Raw genomic sequence first — 17,722 nt, 5'->3', positions numbered from 1 at the left:
TCTCAGCGTCTGTTGGCGGATTCGAGACCCGACGGGGTCTCGGCTGCCTGCCTGGCTGGTGTGCGGAGTTGCAGATGGTGTCGTCGTGGGCGAGGCGGGTGGCGTGGGTGAGGCGTTGGTCCCGCGGGTCGGTTCGGCATGTCGCGAAAGCCACTTTCGCAACGTTGAAGGTTGCGAAAGTGGCTTTCGCAACCTGTCACCTTTGCCTTACCCCTCAATAGCCCGAAACCCCACTCACGACCGCCGAAGCCCACCCGGCCCGAATTCGCCAACGGTCTCAGCGCTCGAGCTTCGGGATGGTGGTCCGGGCGGGTTCGGCCGTCGCCTCGGCCTTGCCGTCGCGCAACTCCTCGATCCGCTCGACCAGAGTGGCCACTGTGGACGCTTCGAACAGCGTCTTCATCGCCAGCCGGGTACCGGTGGCCTTGCGCACCTGGGCGATGAGCTGGATGGCGACCAGCGAGTTCCCGCCGAGAGCGAAGAAGTCGTCGTGCACACCGATCTTCTCCACGCCTAGCAGCTCGGTCCACTGGCGGGCGATCTCGGCCTCCAGGTCGGTGCGCGGAGCGACGTAGTCGTCCTCCGACACCCTCACCGGTGCTTCGCCGGGTTCGTCCAGCTCCTCGGCGCTGACCCGGTGCTCGATCAGCTCCCGCACCGGGAGCGTGCTGATCACCACCTGCCCGCCGAGGCCGGGGGACAACGCCCGGACGAACGCCTCGGCGCCGTCCACCGGCCGGATCCCGGTCGACGTCTTGTCCGAATCGGACACAGTGGACGCTTGGGATGCCGTGGACGTCGAAGTCAAGCCGCCACCGACAGCGTCCTGATCGACCTGGCGCAGCACGAAGTCCTCGATCGTGACGAGCACGCGGCCGGTCTCGTCGCACAGCGCGAGGTCGGCCGCCACCACCTGGTCGCCGCCGGAGTCGCGGTAGCGCAGGTGACTGCGGAAACTCGCCGGGAGCGCGTCGTGCACGACGATCCGGCCGTAGCCCATCGGCAGGTAGGCGCCGCTCCCCCGGCCTCGGCCGAACGCGGTCGCGACGTCCAGCAGCGCCGGGTGCAGCCCCCACGTGCCGACGTCACCCGCCGCCGCGTCGGGTGCCGTGATCGTGGCCAGCTCCTCGTGCGCGCCGATGCGGTGTTCGCGCAGCGCCGCCCAGCGCGGGCCAAAGGTGACCATGCTGGTGCGGCCGGTTCCGAAGCCGTGCCCGTCGTCGATCGGTTCGGTCCGCCCGGTCACCGCCTCGATGTCCACAGTGGACGTCGGCACGGCCGCGACCCATCCGGCGGATCCGCGCACGTGGGTCCGGCTCGCACCGGCGACATGGCTGGTCACGGTGAATTCGTCGCCGTCGAACTCCACGCGGTACTCCGCGGTGGCGCCGTCCGGGACGCCGAACGGCTCCAGGAACACGACGTCCCGCAGCTCGACGACGTGCCCGTCACCGGGCTTCGGCAGCGCCGCGGCCACCGCCGCGCGGACGGTCTCCAGGTGTCCCGTGCCCGGCACCACCGGTACCCCGGCGATCCGGTGCTCGTCGAGAAGCCAGTGCGTGGCCGCCGAGACGAGCCCGTGCGCGCCGTCCTCGGAGCGCGTGGTGAGCACGGGGTGTTCGACCGGGCCGAGTGCCCGCGACCGGGCGGTGCGGATCGTGGTCGGAGCGGCCACCTCCGCGGCCATGCCGACCTCGTCCCAGCCACCCCAGGCATGCGAGACCAGCCGCGCCCGCCAGCCGTGGTTCCCCCGCGCGTAGGCGTCGAGGAAGTTGTTGGCGGCGCAGTAGTCGACCTGCCCGATGCCGCCGACCACCGCGGTGATCGACGAGCACAGCGCGACGAAGTCCATCGGCAGGTCGCCGAACGCCTCGGACAGAGCCAGCGTCCCGGCGATCTTCGGGGCCAGCACGGCCTCGGCCGCGGCCCGCTCCTTCACCTCGGCGACGCCGCCGCCGGGCATCCCGGCGGCGTGCACGATCCCGTCGAGGCCACCGAACTCGCGCTCGGCCAGCTCACGCACCTCACGCAGGCGCGCCGCGTCGGTGACGTCGGCGGCGACGACGTGCACCACCGCGCCCGCGGCCTCCATCCGCCGCACGGCGAGGATCGCGCGCCCGGTGCGGTCGGTGCCGCCGTGCGCGGCGAGATGCGGGTCCCACTCCGCCCGCGGCGGCAATGCGGTGCGGGCGAGCAGCACGAGCTTCGCCCGCACCCGGCGGGCGAGGTCCTCGGCGAGCGTGATGCCGATGCCGCCGGTCCCGCCGGTGATCAGGTACCGGCCGCCGTCGCGCAGCACCGGCTCGGCGGCCGGGGGCAGTTCGATCTGGGTGTGGTCCAGCACCCAGCGGCGGCCTGTCCGCAGCGCGACCTCGGCCGCCGCGTCGGCCGGGCGGAACAGCTCGGCGACGGCGTCCTGCGGGTGGTCCGCGTCGACATCGATCCGGCGCACCACCGTGCCCGGGACCTCCAGCGGCACCACCCTGGCGATGCCCGCCAGGGTCGCGTGCTCGGGGCGGGTCAGGTCGGTGCCGGTGACGTCGGCGGCTCCGGTGCTCAGCACGTCGATCCGCATCGGCTCACCCCAGGCCTGGACGAGGTTGAGCACGCTGAAGAACCCGTGATCCTGGGCGGCCATGCCGCGCTCGTCCCCGGTCAGCGTCCAGGCGTGCACGACCCGCTCGGGCCGGGCGGGCAGCGCGGCCACGAGCGCGTCGTAGTCCTCTCGTACCCCGGGCCGGACGGTGAATCCCGTCTCCGTCACGGCGAACCCGTTGCCGGGACGCACTTCGGTGACCGTCACACCCGCGTCACGCAGCTGCCTCGGCAGGACGTCCTCGGCGGCGAAGACGAGCGCGTTCGCGAAGGGCTCGCGTCTCAGGTCCGGTTCCGCCTGCCGCCACGCCGGGACCGCGAACCACTCGGACAGCGGCAGCGGACCGCTCCGCCGCGCGGGCCGGGCGTCCGTGACCGGGTCCGGATCGACCCAGTACCGCTTGCGCGCGTACGGGTAGCCGGGCAGCGGTACCCGGTGGCCGGGCGCGCCGAACGTCCGCGAATCCAGGGAAACCCCGTTCGTCCACAAGAGACCGGCGGCGCCGTACAGCGTTTCGACGTCGCCGATGCGCTCGGTCCGGCCCGGCAGGCTCGGCTGCGGCGCGGGCATGCCCTTCGGGACCTGGCCGCGGGCCAGCCCGGCAAGCTGGTGACCGGGGCCGCATTCGACGAGCGCCCAGCGGCCGCCGCGCACGAACAGATTCTTGACACAGTCGCCGAACCGGACGGCCTGGCGCAGGTGAGAGGCCCAGTAAGCGGGGTCGGTGGCCTGGGCGTCGGTGATCCAGTCGCCGGTGACGTTCGACAGGAACGGCAGCGCGGGCGCGGTACGGACGACGGCGGTGACGGCGGCGGTGAACTCGGCCAGTACCGGGTCCATCATCGGCGAGTGGAACGCGTGCGAGGTCACCAGCTCGCGGCACTGCACGCCGCTGGCCTTGAGCGTCGCCGCGAAATCCGCGACCGCGTCCGGCGGTCCGGCCACGACGCACGTGCCGGGCCCGTTCACCCCGGCGATCGCGAGGGTGCCCGGCAGCCGCGTGGTGACGCTCTCCTCGTCGAGCTGGACGGCGAGCATCGCCCCGGCGGGCATCGACTGCATCAGACGGCCGCGGGTGGCGACCAGGTTCAGCGCGTCCGGCAGGGTGAAGACCCCGGCGACGGTGGCGGCGACGTACTCGCCGACCGAGTGACCGATCATCGCCGAGGGCAGCACACCCCAGCTCTGCCACAGCTTCGCCAGCGCGTACTCGACGACGAACAGCGCGGGCTGGGTCACGCGGGTTTCCCGCAGCGCCTGCTCGCCACCGGGTGAGAAGATCAGGTCGCGCAGCTCCGGCAGCTCGGATTCGAGCAGCCGCAGGCACTCGTCGACGGCCGCGGCGAACACCGGCTCGGCCTCGTACAGCTCGGCGCCCATCCCGGCGTACTGCGAACCCTGCCCGGGGAAGAGGAACGCCACGTTCGGCTCCCCGGCCTGTGCGGACACGAGGCGCCGCGAGTCCCGCAGCCCGTCGACCGCGTCCTCGGAGTCACGGGCGACGACGACCGCGCGGTGCGGGTACTCGGTGCGCCCGGCGGCCAGGGTGTGGGCCACGTCGGCGAGGTCGAGATCGACGTCCCCGGCCAGCCGCTCGGCCAGCCCGTCGACGGCGGCCGAGAGCGCCTCCGCCGTGTTGGCCGACACCCGCAGCAGATGCGCCGGGTGCGGCGCCCTGCTCCACTGCGGGGCGGGCGCCTCCTCCAGCACGACGTGCGCGTTGGTACCGCCGACGCCGAACGAGCTGACGCCCGCCCGCCGCGGTGCCGCGGCCGCCTCCCACTTCGTCACCCCTTGCGCCGGGTAGAACGGGCTCGCCGGGAAGTCGATGCCCGGGTTGGGTTCGTGGTAGTTGATGGTCGGCGGGATCAGCCTGTGCTCCATGACGAGCACGGCCTTGATCAGCGAGACCACGCCCGCCGCCTGCGACAGGTGACCGATGTTGGACTTCACCGAGCCGATCGCGCACCAGCCGGTGTCCGCGACCCCGTTTCCGTACACAGTGGACAGTGCGGCGATCTCCATCGGGTCGCCCAGCGCCGTGCCGGTGCCGTGCGCCTCGACGTAGCCGATGGTGCGCGGGTCGACACCGGCCATGCCGACGGCCTGCGCGATCGCCTCGGTCTGCCCGGCCACGCTGGGCGCGGAGAAGCCGACCTTGGTGGCGCCGTCGTTGTTGATCGCGTTGCCCAGCACGACGCCCCGGATGTGGTCGCCGTCCTCGATCGCCTGCGACAGCCGCTTCACCAGCACGACCCCGGCGCCGCTGCTCCAGACCGTGCCGTTGGCGCCTTCGTCGAACGCGCGCACGTGGCCGTCCGGCGAGGTGAAGCCTTCGACGCCCATATAGCCGATGCCATGCGGCATCTCCAGGTTGACCCCGCCCGCCAGCGCCATGTCGCATTCACCGTTGCGCAGCGCCTCACAGGCCAGGTGCACCGCGACCAGGGACGTCGAGCAGGCGGTGAACACCGCGAGACTCGGGCCGCGCAGGTCGAGCTTGTACGACACCGAGGTCGTCAGGTAGCTCGGCTGGTTGCCGGTCGAAATGCCGATACCGCCGTGCTGCGAGGCGAGAATCCGCTCGTTGCGCAGCAGGTTCTCCTTCAGGTAGCCGGTGCCCCCCGACCCGCCGTAGACGCCGATCGCGCCGTCGAAGCGGGCCGGGTCGTAGCCCGCGTCGGTCAGCGCGGCGTGGCACGACTGCAGGAACAGCCGATGCTGCGGGTCGGTGATCTCTGCCTCGCGGCTGGTCATGCCGAACAGGTCCGCGTCGAACTCGTCGAAGCCGTCGACCACGGTGGTGGCGTTCACCCAGCTCGGATCGTCCACAGTGGCCTCTTCGGCGCCGCGGGCGATCATCTCCTCGCGGGTGGCGGGCACGATCGACTCGACGCCGTCGACGAGGTTGCGCCAGAACTGCCGCGCGTCACGCGCGCCGGGCACGCGTACATCGAGTCCGACGATCGCGATCGGTTCGGCTCCGGGATCGCCGGCGCCGGTTTCGGGAAGGTGGGTCACGGTGGTGCTCCTATCCGAGGCCGGCCGGGCCGGCGGTGCTGCGGGGTCTTCTGGTCTGGGTGCGGCCGCGGCGGGCGGCGACGCGCTCGGCCGCGCGGGCCAGCTCCGGGCTGGCTCCGCCGCCGGAGTGCAGGTGCGCGGCGAGGGCGCGGACGGTGGGATGGCTGAGCAGGTCGACCATCGGGATCCGGCGGCCGAGCCGGGCGGTGACCTGGGCGTGCACCCTGGCCAGCGCGAGCGAATGCCCGCCGACGTCGAAGAAGTTGTCGGTGTGCCCGACTTCGGCGACGCCGAGGACGTCGCACCAGGCACGGGCGATCACGGCCTCGGTCGCGGCGAGCGCCACCGGGTCCGCGGCGGCGGCCGTCGGTGGCGGTGGCAGTGCGCGGCTCATCGCGTCCGGCGCGGCGGTGCGGACGCCCGCCCGCGGCAGTTCCGGCACGCTCGTCCCGACCGGCGCGTCCGGCGCCGCGGTCAGCGCGGCGAGCAGGGCGACGTAGTCCTCGGCGAGCCCGGTCATCCGCGTGTGGTCGAACAGGTCCGGGTTGTACAGCAGTTCGACGCCGTCGTCGTGGACGTACACCGTGAGGTCGAACGGTGACCCCGGCTTGTCCACCGGCAGCCACCCCGACCGCACGCCGGGCAGGTCCAGCCGCGGCTCGGTGAAGTTCAGGACGTTGAACATCACCTGCACGAGCGGGGCGTGCGCGGGATCGCGGGGCACGCCGAGCGCCTCGACGAGCCGCTCGACCGGCGCGGCCGGATGCGCGGTCGCGGCGAGGAGTTCCGCGCCGCCGCCGCGGACGTGCGTCGCGAAGTCGGCAGAGTCGTCGGCCCGCAGCCGCACCGGCACGATGTCCACGAAGAACCCGGCGACCTCCTGGAACTCGGCGAGCTGCCGGTCCGCGACGACCGTGGCGACCAGGTGGTCGGCCGCGCCGGTGAGCCGCCGCAGCAGCTGGCCGAACGCCGCGAGCAGCACTCCGGCACGTGTCGTGCCGGTGCGGGCGGCCAGTGCCCGGACCGACTCGGCGGCACCGTCCGGAAAGGACTGACGCAGGCTCGCGCCCCGGTAGGTCTGCACGGCCGGGCGCGGCCGGTCCCTCGGTAGGTCCACTGTGGAGGGTGCACCGGCGAGATGTCCGGTCCACCAGGCGACATCAACGGCCTCCCGGCGTTCGTCGCGTCCGGCCCGCCACACCGCGTAGTCCGCGTAGGACGCCACCGGTGGCGGCAGTGGCTCGCCCCGGTAGGCCGCCGAGAGGTCGGCGCAGAGCAGGTCCTGCGACCAGCCGTCGAACACCGCGTGATGCAGCGTGAAGCCGAGAACGTGCTCCGTCTCGCCGAGCCGGTAAAGCCGTACGCGCCAGGGAGCCTCACGGTCGAGGTGCACGGGCGTCGCGGCGTCGGCGGCCAGCCGGGCACGCAGGCCGTCCTCGGTCACCGGCGCCATCGGCAGCGGGACGTCCGACGGCGGCAGGCGATCCGCCAGTGGCGCGCCGTCGACGGACCGGATGCGCCAGCGGAGCACGTCGTGCCGCTCGGCGACCGCGCGCAACGCGTGGCGCAGCGCGTCGACGTCCAGCGCGCCGGTCAGCCGGAACGCCATCGTGATGTTGTACGGCGCGGCGTCCGGGGCGAGCTGGTCGAGGAACCACAGCCGCCGCTGCGGCGGGGACAGCGCGGGCGTGTGCCCGGTGGTCAGCCCCGGTCCGGTCAGTGGCGGCGCGGCCGCGACCCGCCGGGTGAGCCCGTCGAGAGTGCCGCCCGCGAACACGTCCTCCGTGGCGACGTCCGCGGCCAGCTCCGCCCGCAGTGCCGCGACCAGGCGCATCGCGGCGATCGAGTTCCCGCCCGAGGTCAGGAAATCCGTCCCCGCGCCGTCGCCGAGCACCCGCCGCCAGATGGCCGCGACCGCGCGTTCGGCCGGGGTGCCGAGCGGGCCGAGGTCCTCCCGCTGTCCCGCGAGCATCGCTTCGGCCAGGTCGCGCAGGGCGGGCCGGTCGATCTTGCCAGTGACCGGGTTGACCGGCAGGCGGTCGAGCACCTGGACCGCGGCCGGGCGCATCGCCGCGGTGAGCCGGTCCCGGCCGAGTACGTCCACATCGGACGGTGCGGACGCCGGTGCCAGGAAGGCCACCAGCCGGGTGCCGCCCAGCCCGGGGACGGCCGTCACGGCCGCGGCGTCGACGTCCGGGTGGGCCGTGAGCGCGGCCTCCACCTCGCCCAGCTCGATCCGCTGGCCGCGGACCTTCACCTGCCGGTCGGCGCGGCCGGCGAACCCGAGACGGCCGTCGGGCAGCTCGCGGACCAGGTCGCCGGTGCGGTAGAGCCGCTCCCCCGGCGTGATCGGGTCGTCGATGAACTTCTCGGCGGTCAGCTCCGGGCTGCCGAGGTAGCCCTGCGCGAGGCCCGGCCCGCCGATGAGCAGCTCGCCGATCTCGCCGGGCGTGACCGGCCGCAGCTCGGCGTCCAGGATGTACGCCCGGTGGTTCGGCGTCGGGCGGCCGAGCGGCAGTGGGTCGGCGGGGATGCCGGTGACCTCGTCGATGACGACCGCCACGGTGGTCTCGGTCGGGCCGTAGGCGTTGTAGAAGCGCCGGCCCGGCAGCCAGCGCGCGGCGAGCTCCGCGGGCACCGGCTCACCACCGCAGGCGACGACGCGCCAGCCGGGAACGGCCGCGGGGTCCACCATGGACAACAGCGTCGGCGTGGCGAAGCCCCACTCGACGTCGTGCTCGACGAGGAACCGCCGCAACCGTTCGGGGTCGGCCCGGTCGGCGGCCCCGGCGAGCTGGACCGAACCGCCGTACGCCAGCGGGACGAACACGTCCATGGTGAAGGCGTCGAAGGCGAGCGAGGAGAGGCCGAGCGTCCGGGTGCCGGGCCGGATCCCGAGGGCGGCGGCGAACCCGGTGACGAACGCGACGACGTTGCGGTGACTGGTCAGCACGCCCTTGGGGCGGCCGGTGGAGCCGGAGGTGTAGAGGAGGTGGGCGAGGTCGTCCGGTCCGGCGGGGCATTCGACGGGCCCGTCCGCGGGCGGGGGCACGTCGAGTGCCTCGATGCCTTCCGTGGCACCGAATTCGGCCCGGGCGCAATTACCGACGACGAGGGAGAGCCCGGCGTCCGCGGCGATTTCGGCCAGCCGCGCCTTCGGGCCGCCGGGTTCGAGCGGCACGTAGGCGGCCCCGGACAGCAGCACGCCCACGACGGTCGAGATCAGCTCCGGCCGCCGGTCGGCGCAAATGCCGACGCGGGTGCCGGGCCCCGCGCCCCGTGCCCACAGCAGCCGGGCGACGCCGGTCGCCGCGGCGACCAGTTCGCGGTAGGTGAGCCGGGCGTCACCCTGCCGGACGGCGACGGCGTCCGGGGTGCGCGTGGCCTGGGCGAGGATCAGCCCGGTGATCGTGGTGTCCGGATAGGACAGTGGCGGGCCATGGCCGCCCACGACGGGCAAGGTGTCGGTCACCGAAGGCTCCCCTGGTCGGATGTGTGATGAGGCGGTGGGTCGATCCAGTGCCGCTCCCGCTGGAACGGATAACCCGGCAACGGGACGCGGCCCGGTGCACCGCTCGCGAACCGCGCGGCCCACTCGACGTCGCCGCCCCCGGCCCAGTGGACAGCCAGGTCCCGCACCGCCCCGGCCGGGCCCTCGACGTCGGTTCCGTTCGCCAGCAGCGCATCGAGCGCGGCGACCGCCGACGCGACCGAGTCCGCCACCACGGCGGCCCGGCACGCGAACGCCCGCCGGGCGGAAAGCGTGTACGCCGCGTCCCCGAGGTCCGGCGCATCCGTGGCGAGCCGATCGCGCAGCCGGGACACCGCCTCTCGCAACGCCTTCGCGTCACGCGCGGACACCGGCAGGACGAACGGACCGCTCGCCGCCTGCCGTGGTGGGGCGGCCGGGGCCTCCTCCACGATCACGTGCACGTTCGTGCCGCCCAGGCCGAACGAGCTGACCCCGGCCACCCGCCGCTCACGGGCGGGCCAGTCGGCGGCCTTCGCCGGGACGTACCAGGGGCCGCCCGCCAGGTCGACCTCCGGGTGCGGGGCCGTGAAGTGCAGGCTCGGCGGGATGACGCCGTGCCGCACGGACAACACGGCCTTGATCAACCCGGCGACGCCTGCCGCCGCGTCGAGATGCCCGATGTTCGTCTTCACCGAGCCCAGCGCACACGTTTCCGTTGGCGCGCCCCGGTAGACACGGTTGAGCGCGGCCACCTCGATCGCGTCGCCCAGCGGGGTGCCGCTGCCGTGGGCTTCGAGCAGCGCGACCTCGTCCGGGGCGACCTCCGCGACGGCCAGTGCCTCGGCCACCGCGGCCGCCTGCCCGGCCGGTCCCGGCACGGCGTAGCCCGCGCGGTCCGGGCCGTCGTTCGTGATCGCCCAGCCGGGCAGCACGGCGTAGACGTGATCGCGGTCGGCGAGGGCGTCCGCCAGCCGCCGCAGCACGACGACCCCGGCGCCCGAGCTGAACCCGGCGCCCGCCGCGGCGACGTCGAACGCGCGGCACCGGCCGTCCGGCGAGGCGAGCCCACCCGAGCGGTACCGCGGCCAGGTCACGTTCGCCCCGCCTGCCAGCGCGACGTCGCACCGGTAGTCCATGAGGCTCTGCGCGGCCAGCGCGACCGCCGCGAGCGAACTGGAGCACGCGCTCTGCACGGCCACCGCAGGCCCGGTCAGCCCGAGCCGGTAGGCGACCTGGCCGGGCAGGTGGTCGGCGAGCTGGCGACCGGTCAGCCGCCCCTCCCAGTCGTCCGGGTCGACGTCGCCGGTCACCGCCGGATTGCCGAACAGGTGGAACAGGAAGTAGCGGTTCACCGAGGCGGCCGTGAACACCCCGACCGGCCCGGTCTCGGCGGCGGGGTCGCGTCCCGCGTCCTCGAGTGCCCGCCACGCGGTTTCGAGGAACAGCCGGTGTTGCGGATCGGTCCGCGCGGCCTCGTCGGCGGTGAACCCGAAGAACCCGGCGTCGAACTCCTCGACACCCTCGATCCGGCCACCCGCCCGCACGTACGCCGGATCGGCACGCAGGCCCGGCCCGATGCCCAGCGCCGCCAGCTCGTCGTCGGCGTAGTCGTGGATCGAGTCGACGCCCGCGCAGAGGTTCCACCAGAACGAGGCGGCGTCCGGCGCGCCGGGGAACCGGCAGGCCAGTCCGACGACGGCGATGAGATCCCCTGCCGCCTCCTCCGCGGTGACAGGCGACCGAGTGTCCGAAGTGGACTCCGTGAACCAGGCGGCCTGCCCGGCGATCGTCGTGTGCTCGAACAGGGCGAGCAGCGGGACGTCCACCCCGAACTCGTCGGCCAGCCGCGCCTGCACCCGGCCGAGCCGCAGCGAGTCGCCGCCGGCGTCGAAGAACGCCTCGGTGCGCCCGACCCGGTCACGGCCGAGCACCGCGCACCAGATCCGGTGCACGCGTTCCTCGGCCGGGGTCAGCCGCTCGGCCGGGACGGTCGCGGCGGCCCGTGGGTCCGGAAGTGCCCGTTCGTCGAGTTTTCCGGTGACAGTCAACGGAAAACCGTCCAGCACCGCGACGGCCGCGGGTACCGAGTAGCCGGGCAGGACGTCCGCCAGCGCGGTCCGCAGCACCCGGCCGTCCGGACGCGGGCCGGTCGCGGTCACGTAGGCGAGCAGGTCGCCGTCGCGGACGATCGCGCGGGCTTCGGCCACGCCGGGCTGTTCGGCGAGCCGGGCCTCGATCTCGGTCAGCTCCACCCGGAAACCGCGGACCTTGACCTGCCGGTCGAGCCTGCCGAGGCAGACGAGGTTCCCGTCCGGCAGCAGCCTGCCGAGGTCGCCGGTCCGGTAACGACGGCCGCCGTCGGCCGTCATCCCGAACGCCGGGCTCGGCTGGTCGAGGTAGCCGTCGACGAGGTGCCGTCCGCGCACTTCGAGTTCGCCGCTGTCCAGCACGGTGAGCGTGAACCCGGGCAGCGCGCGCCCGATCGGCAGCGGCCCGTCGGCGTCCGGGCCCAGCTCGGCGGCGGTCGTCCGGTACTGCGCGGCGAAAGTCACCTCGGTGGCGCCGTAGCCGTTGACGAACGCACAGTCCGGCGCGAACCGGCCGCGGCGGACGTCGGCGTGGGTCGCCTGCTCGCCGCCGAGCAGCACGGTCCGCACGGACGGGAGGCCGGTCTCGCCGAGGACGTCGAGCAGATGCCGGTAGACCGTGGGCGTCGAGTGGTAGACGGTCACCTCGTGCCGGGCCAGCTCGCGCGCGGCGTGGGCGAGGCCGTGCGCGCGCAGGTCGACAGGCACGACCGCGGCGCCGCTGAGCAGTGCCGGGTACAGGTCCGGGATCGCCGCGTCGAAGCCGAACGACGCGAGCAGGCTGAGCCGGTCGGCCGCGGTGATGCCGAGCGCGGCGATCTGGTTGTCGACGACGTGCAGGAGGTTGCGGTGGGTCTGCGCGACGGCCTTCGGCCTGCCGGTGGACCCGGAGGTGAACAGCACGTACGCCGGGCTGTCCGGATCGGATTCGGGCACCGGGAGCGGCGCGGTCTCCGTGCCCGAACGCACGAGCCGCGCGGATCCGTTACGGCACAAGGACTCCGCCAGTTCGACGTACTCCGGGTCCGCGAGCACTGCGGTCACCCGCGCGGCGGCCAGCTGGTATTCGAGACGCTCCCGGGGGAAGGTCGGGTCCAGCGGGACGTAGGTGCAGCCCGCGGCGAGGGTGCCGAAGATCGCCGCGATCGCGGCGCTGCCGTGCCCGGTGACGAGCCCGACCCGCTCCCCCGGCAGGACACCGGCGTCGCGCAACCGCAGCGCGCGGCCTCCCGCGAGTCCGGCGAGCCGGGCATAGGTGAGCCTGGTGCCGTGTTCGATGACCGCGATCCGGTCGGGCGACTGCCGGGCGTGCACATCGAATCGGCTGACGCAGCCGGTTTGTGTCATCGGGCGTCGAGCAGTCGCTCCGAGGTTTTTCGGGCGCGCGACAACAACGGCGTGGACTTCATCTTGCTCCCCAGTGACCATTCAGGTGAAGAATTACGCAAGGTTAAGGCGACCTGTCGCGCCAAGGAATACGAAATCTGTCGATTTGGTTCGGATGGCCTACTGATCTTGGACCAGACGTTGCAGCTACACACGTCTTCCAGCCCAATCGGCGGCCAGGGCGACATTTCGCGCCCGAATTTCCGACCACTATGGACACTCGATCGACTACACCCGGTAATGCGTCGGATATTAACCGACACCATGCGGGAAATGCTTCTACAAACAACCGGAAGGCGAATTCGTCGAAATCGATTCAGGAATACGATTCCCGATCACGCGGGACTTCCCGGAGCCGCCGGAACCCTGCTTGTGCGTCGTGGTCCGGGCGCGCCGCGGCCGCGGTGGCGCCACCCCCTTGCACGAAACCCGGCACCACCGCGGCCACCATGAACGGCACGATCGTTCTTCGCATCGCCGCCCTCGCCCTCCCCGGTCCGAGTGCGGCGAAGCGCGACCGTGTGCTCCCGCCTGCGTGGGCGGGACGCGTCGCTCGAACAGGACCGTAGGCGAGAAACGCGACGGCCTCTGTCGTCGCGCTTGCACGGCGCTGTCGTCCGGGCGAGCACGCGGATTCGGCTACCCGTGCGCGGAAAGCAGTGCCCGGATCTCGGCGGCGACGGTCTCATCGCCGTCGTGAAGGCACCTGTCGTAGGCCTCTCGCCACACTCGGCGCGCTTGATCGACGTCGCCGTCCGCGAGCAGCGCGTGCCCCAAGCCGACTCGGAGCGGCACTGCCAACCTGGTCACGTGGAGCTCCTCGACGAGGTCGACGGCTTCCCGGTACGTCGCGGCGGCGCTGCGATGACCACCCGACCCCGCCTGTACGGCGGCGATGGTCTCCAAACCGGCGGCGATCCGCGAGGGTTCCGTCCCGTCGCGAAAGGTGTCGAGGGCTCGCTGGGCGGGTCCACTCGCCTCTTCGTAGCGGCCGAGCCCGACGAACGTGTCCGCGAGGTTGTTGAGTGCCATCGCCGCGGACAGGTCGTCACCGACCGACTCGTACAACCGGACCGCTTCGCGCAGCGGCTCGACAGCCTCGTCGAACAGGCACAGCCAGTTGAGGGCCGACCCGAGGTTGAGCAACGCCGTGCCCTGTTCGGCGAGGTCGCCCAGTTCGCGAAAGATCTCCAGCGCCGCGCGGCAGTAGGTGATCTGCTTGTCGCGGTCGGCGGCGCGGCCGTAGCCGGTGCTCGCGCCGTTCAAGCACTTGCCCTGGAGGAACCGGTCGCCCGTGGCGGTCGCGCTGAGGACGGCGGCTTCGCCCATGTCGACTATCCGTTGCCAGTATCCGCGCAGGTTGAGGTAGTGCCAGGACAGCTGGAACAGCGCCGCGGCTTGGGCGTGCAGGCCGTGCTCGTCCGCGCCGAGGACCAGCCTGGCGATCGTGTCGATCTCCCGGTCGAACCAGGCGACCGCGGAGTGGTGGTCAGCGAAGTCGACGACCGGAACGCCGTGCCCGGCCACGGGGAGCGACATCCGGTGCGGAAGGCCGCTGAGCTGCTCGCGTGCCCGCTCCGCGGTGTGCGCGTAGTGCGCCGCCAGCCTCTCGACCGCCGCCGTCGCACCGGGCAGAACCGCCGCCTTGTCGCGCGCGTACTGCCGAAGCAGGTCGTGCAGCTCGAACCGGTCGGGCAGCCGCTGCTGGAGCATGCTGACCTCCGCCAACCGCCCGAGCGCGGCACCCGCGGCCGCCGGCGGGATCCCGGCCAGCGCGGCGACCGCGTGCCTTCCGACGCTGTCGCCGGGAAACAGGCCGAGCACATCGAACACCGCCGCCGCCTGCGCGTCGAGCGCGTCGTAGGACCAGTCGAACAGTGAACGCAGGTCGCTGTCGCGGTCGTCGTCGACCGACAGCACCTCGAGCCCGCGCTGGTCGGCCAGCTCGTCCCGCAACGAAGACAGCGGCCACTCCGGATGCCGGGCCGCGTGGTCCGCGGCCAGCCGCAACGCCAGCGGCAGCCGGGCGCACAACTCCACGATCGCCGCCGCCGCGTGCGGCTCGGCCGCCACCCGGTCCCGGCCGACCTGATCGGTGAACAGCTCCAGCCCCTCGGCCGGGGAGAGCAGGCCCAGGGTGATGTGGCGCGCCCCTTCCCGGGCGGACAGGCCGCGTAACTTGCGGCGGCTGGTCACCACGACCGAACCCCCGCCGGGCAGCAACGGCCGCACTTGGGCGCTGTCACGGGCGTTGTCCAGCACGACGAGCATCCCGCGCGCGGCGGACTCGGTGCGCCAGAGCGCCGCCCGCTCCTCGACATCGGCCGGGACGCGCTCCGGCGACACCCCGAGCGAACGCAGCAGCACGTCGAGTGCGTCCGCCGGATCGACCGGCACGCTGGGACCGTAACCACGCAGGTTCAGGTACAGCTGCCCGTCCGGGAACCGCGGCACGACCTGATGTGCCCAGTGCACGGCCAGGCTCGTCTTCCCGATGCCGGCGGCACCGTCGACGGCGGAGATCACGACCGGTTGACCGTCGGCCCCGCTCACGAGACGGTCCAGACCCGCCATCTCGTCACAGCGCCCCACGAACCCGCGCACGTCCCCCGGCAACTGGCGAGGCACCTGCGCCCTGGCGGGCTGCCCGGCCACGAGCGTTTCGTCGTCGAGCAGGATCGCCTGATGCAGATCGGCGACGGCGCGCCCCACGTCGAGGCCGAGTTGCTCCCGCACCAGGCCGGCGACCTGGCGATAGGCGTCCAGCGCCTCGGCCCGCCGCCCCGACCGGTGCAGCGCCAGCATCAACCTGGCCCACAGCGACTCGCGCAGCGGATGCCGCGCGGTGAGGTCTCGCAGGTCGGCGATCACCTCCTGCCCGTGACCTCGCTCCAGATCGACGTCCAGCATCCGCTCGCGGGCGGCGAACCACAGCTCGGCGACCTGCGGTCCCGCCTCCGCCCGCAGCCCCGGCGAAGCGACGTCCTCCAGCGGATCTCCACGCCACAACCGGACCGCCGACGCGAGCGACGCATACTCACGGCCGGTGTCCCCTTCCCTCGCGGCGACGGCCGCCGACTCGACCAGCTCGCGCAGTCCGAGCAGGTCGAGCTCGGTGGCGGTGGCACGCAGCAGGTACCCACCCTCGGTCGTCTCGATGACTTCGGCTCCGAGACTGCGCCGCAACCTGCTCACCAGGGTCTGGAGACCATTGCGCACGTCCAGCGGGGACTCCTCGTCCCACACGTGAGCGATCAGCTTCCACAGCGGGACCACCTGATTCGCCGAGAACGCCAGCGATGCCAGCAACGCCCGCTGCCGCCCGCCCACGTCCACCGGCCCCGCGGCCGTCTCGACCTCGAACGGCCCCAGCACCCTGAGCCGCAGACCTCGAGCCGTTGCTTTGCTCTGAACCATGACCGCCCTTCGTTCGGCGTCACCGATCATGCCGCAAAACCGAACGACTCGGTCGCCCCGTTTCGGACTCCGGTCAGCGGTGCACCAGGCCTCGAAGTCGACGTAGCGTCGTCACCATGTCCAAGGGACAGAAGCCCGCTCTGAGCTTCTGGGGCTTGATGGGCCGCACGACAGCAACGAACGCGCCGACCGCGACATCGGCTTCGACGATGACGGCGACGCCGACTTCGACTGAAGGCCCACGGAGAGACTGATCGTCCGCGCGCTCGAACAGGGCGTCTCGGAATTGCTGATCGACACTGCGGAGCGCTACCACCTCGCAAGCAGAAGCCTATTGCGGAGAAGGGCAAACATGTCGTGTTCGCGGGCGGGGCGTGCCGGGCTGAAGGCCCCCTTCATCGCGTCCGAAGGAAGCCTTCGGCGTCGCGGATCTGAACCGACCGCACCTGACCGTCCACGTGGGACACTTCCAGACGCCCATATGCACGCTTACGAAGGGGGCCGTGAGTGGCAAAGCGGATTATTGAGGGAAAGGTCAAAAGTGTAGTGCTCGGGCGGGATGGGTGTTCACCCGTGATCGGGAGACGTTCACGGAGTTCGGGGTCTGATCACGCGAGCCACGCCTTCGCTCACCGTGGGTTCAGTCCAACGCCACCGTGAAGGCCACAGCAGCCTTTTCGGGACGTCGCGAAGGACACCTTCATCCCGTTACCGGCCACGCCACCTTTGACTTACCCCTCGATAGAACATCCAGCCAGCAGCCTTTGGCCTTCCTAGGAACACACCGAAGCGAGATGTGCGAGGAGCAACGCCGTCGTGGTCTCGGCGGCCTCTTCGGGGATGTTGTGCCCGATCCCTTCGAGATTCTCCAGCCGGTACGGTCCGGTGACCCAGTTCTTGGTCGCCGCCACACCCGAGGGGGCGACCATGCGATCCTTCGTACTCGCGATGAAGAGCGTCGGCACTGTAACCCGCTGCTCGTAACCCGTGAAATCGTTGGCCCGGTACCAGTTCAACGCGGCGGTCAGGGCGCCCGGTTCGGAAAGCCGCCGGAAGTACTCCGCGCACTTCTCCGGCGAGGCACCCGGAATCTTGGGCGGCCCGCCCGAGAGAATCCAGTTCTCCGGGATCGGGGTCGGCGCCCGGAAGTCGTCCATGTACTTGGACGCCTCCTGCTGCACGGGATCGGTCCGCAGCGCCTCGGCGAAGGCGCCGAGATGCGGCACGGAAACAGCGGTCAGCGACCGCACCCGGCGTGCGTACTTCGCCGCGGCGACCCAGGCGACCGCGGCGCCCCAGTCGTGTCCGACCAGGTCGAACCGGTGCCAGCCGAGGGAATCGGCCATCGCCCGGACGTCCCGGACGGCGTGATCCAGGTGGTAGTTCTCGATCCCGAGAGGGCGTACGCCCGGTGAGTAGCCCCGTTGGTCGGGAGCCACCGCCCGGTAACCGGCGGCGGCGAGTGCGCTCAACTGATGCTCCCACTCGATGCCGAACTCCGGGAATCCTTGCAACAACAGTACTTTCCGGCCGTGCCGCGGACCGGCGGCCACCGCGTCGAAGGTCCCGGCGGGAGTGGGGGATCCGCAGCGGTTTGATCCGCGCCGGCTCGGCGGCTTGTGCGGTGCCCGCGATGCCCAGGGACGCCACGCCGATGGCGGCCGTGGCACTCATGGTGAGGAAACCGCGACGAGAAGGAGAGAACGACATGCGGCCAGCCTGTCGGCCGAGCAGGACGAAGAA

The 17,722-nt window shown here is 72.3% G+C and carries 6 protein-coding genes; all 6 read right to left on the bottom strand.

Annotated features, from left to right (window positions below):
* Window positions 1-277 precede the first annotated feature (277 nt).
* Entirely contained in the window at window positions 278-5,617 is a 5,340-nt protein-coding gene (locus BKN51_RS09140) for a type I polyketide synthase (RefSeq protein WP_101607236.1), read from the bottom strand.
* Window positions 5,618-5,627: 10 nt separating this feature from the next.
* Window positions 5,628-9,089: a non-ribosomal peptide synthetase gene (locus tag BKN51_RS09135; protein ID WP_101607235.1), complete on the bottom strand. Its 3,462-nt coding sequence runs from the start codon at window positions 9,087-9,089 to the stop codon at window positions 5,628-5,630.
* Entirely contained in the window at window positions 9,086-12,523 is a 3,438-nt protein-coding gene (locus BKN51_RS09130) for an AMP-binding protein (RefSeq protein WP_101607234.1), read from the bottom strand. The genes BKN51_RS09135 and BKN51_RS09130 overlap by 4 nt, the downstream gene beginning before the upstream one ends.
* 355 nt (window positions 12,524-12,878) lie before the next feature.
* Window positions 12,879-13,037, bottom strand: a complete 159-nt coding sequence (locus BKN51_RS42990; protein WP_158255814.1) for a hypothetical protein — start codon at window positions 13,035-13,037, stop codon at window positions 12,879-12,881.
* Between the two features lie 164 nt (window positions 13,038-13,201).
* Window positions 13,202-15,979, bottom strand: a complete 2,778-nt coding sequence (locus BKN51_RS09125) for an AfsR/SARP family transcriptional regulator (protein WP_101613134.1) — start codon at window positions 15,977-15,979, stop codon at window positions 13,202-13,204.
* A 773-nt stretch (window positions 15,980-16,752) separates the two neighbouring features.
* Window positions 16,753-17,532 carry an alpha/beta fold hydrolase gene (locus tag BKN51_RS09115; protein ID WP_233224171.1) on the bottom strand — a complete coding sequence of 260 codons (780 nt, stop codon included), beginning with the start codon at window positions 17,530-17,532 and terminating at the stop codon, window positions 16,753-16,755.
* Window positions 17,533-17,722 lie beyond the last annotated feature (190 nt).

The sequence above is a fragment of the Amycolatopsis sp. BJA-103 genome, assembly GCF_002849735.1.
Classification (GTDB): domain Bacteria; phylum Actinomycetota; class Actinomycetes; order Mycobacteriales; family Pseudonocardiaceae; genus Amycolatopsis.
Note: the sequence above shows the minus strand (reverse complement) of the source record. Positions and strands in the feature narration are given on the sequence as shown.

Excerpts from the sequence above, each read along its gene's own strand:
- BKN51_RS09130 (WP_101607234.1), bottom strand. The coding sequence starts at position 12,523 with ATGACACAAACCGGCTGCGTCAGCCGATTCGATGTGCACGCCCGGCAG.
- BKN51_RS09125 (WP_101613134.1), bottom strand. The coding sequence starts at position 15,979 with ATGGTTCAGAGCAAAGCAACGGCTCGAGGTCTGCGGCTCAGGGTGCTG.
- BKN51_RS42990 (WP_158255814.1), bottom strand. The coding sequence starts at position 13,037 with ATGCGAAGAACGATCGTGCCGTTCATGGTGGCCGCGGTGGTGCCGGGT.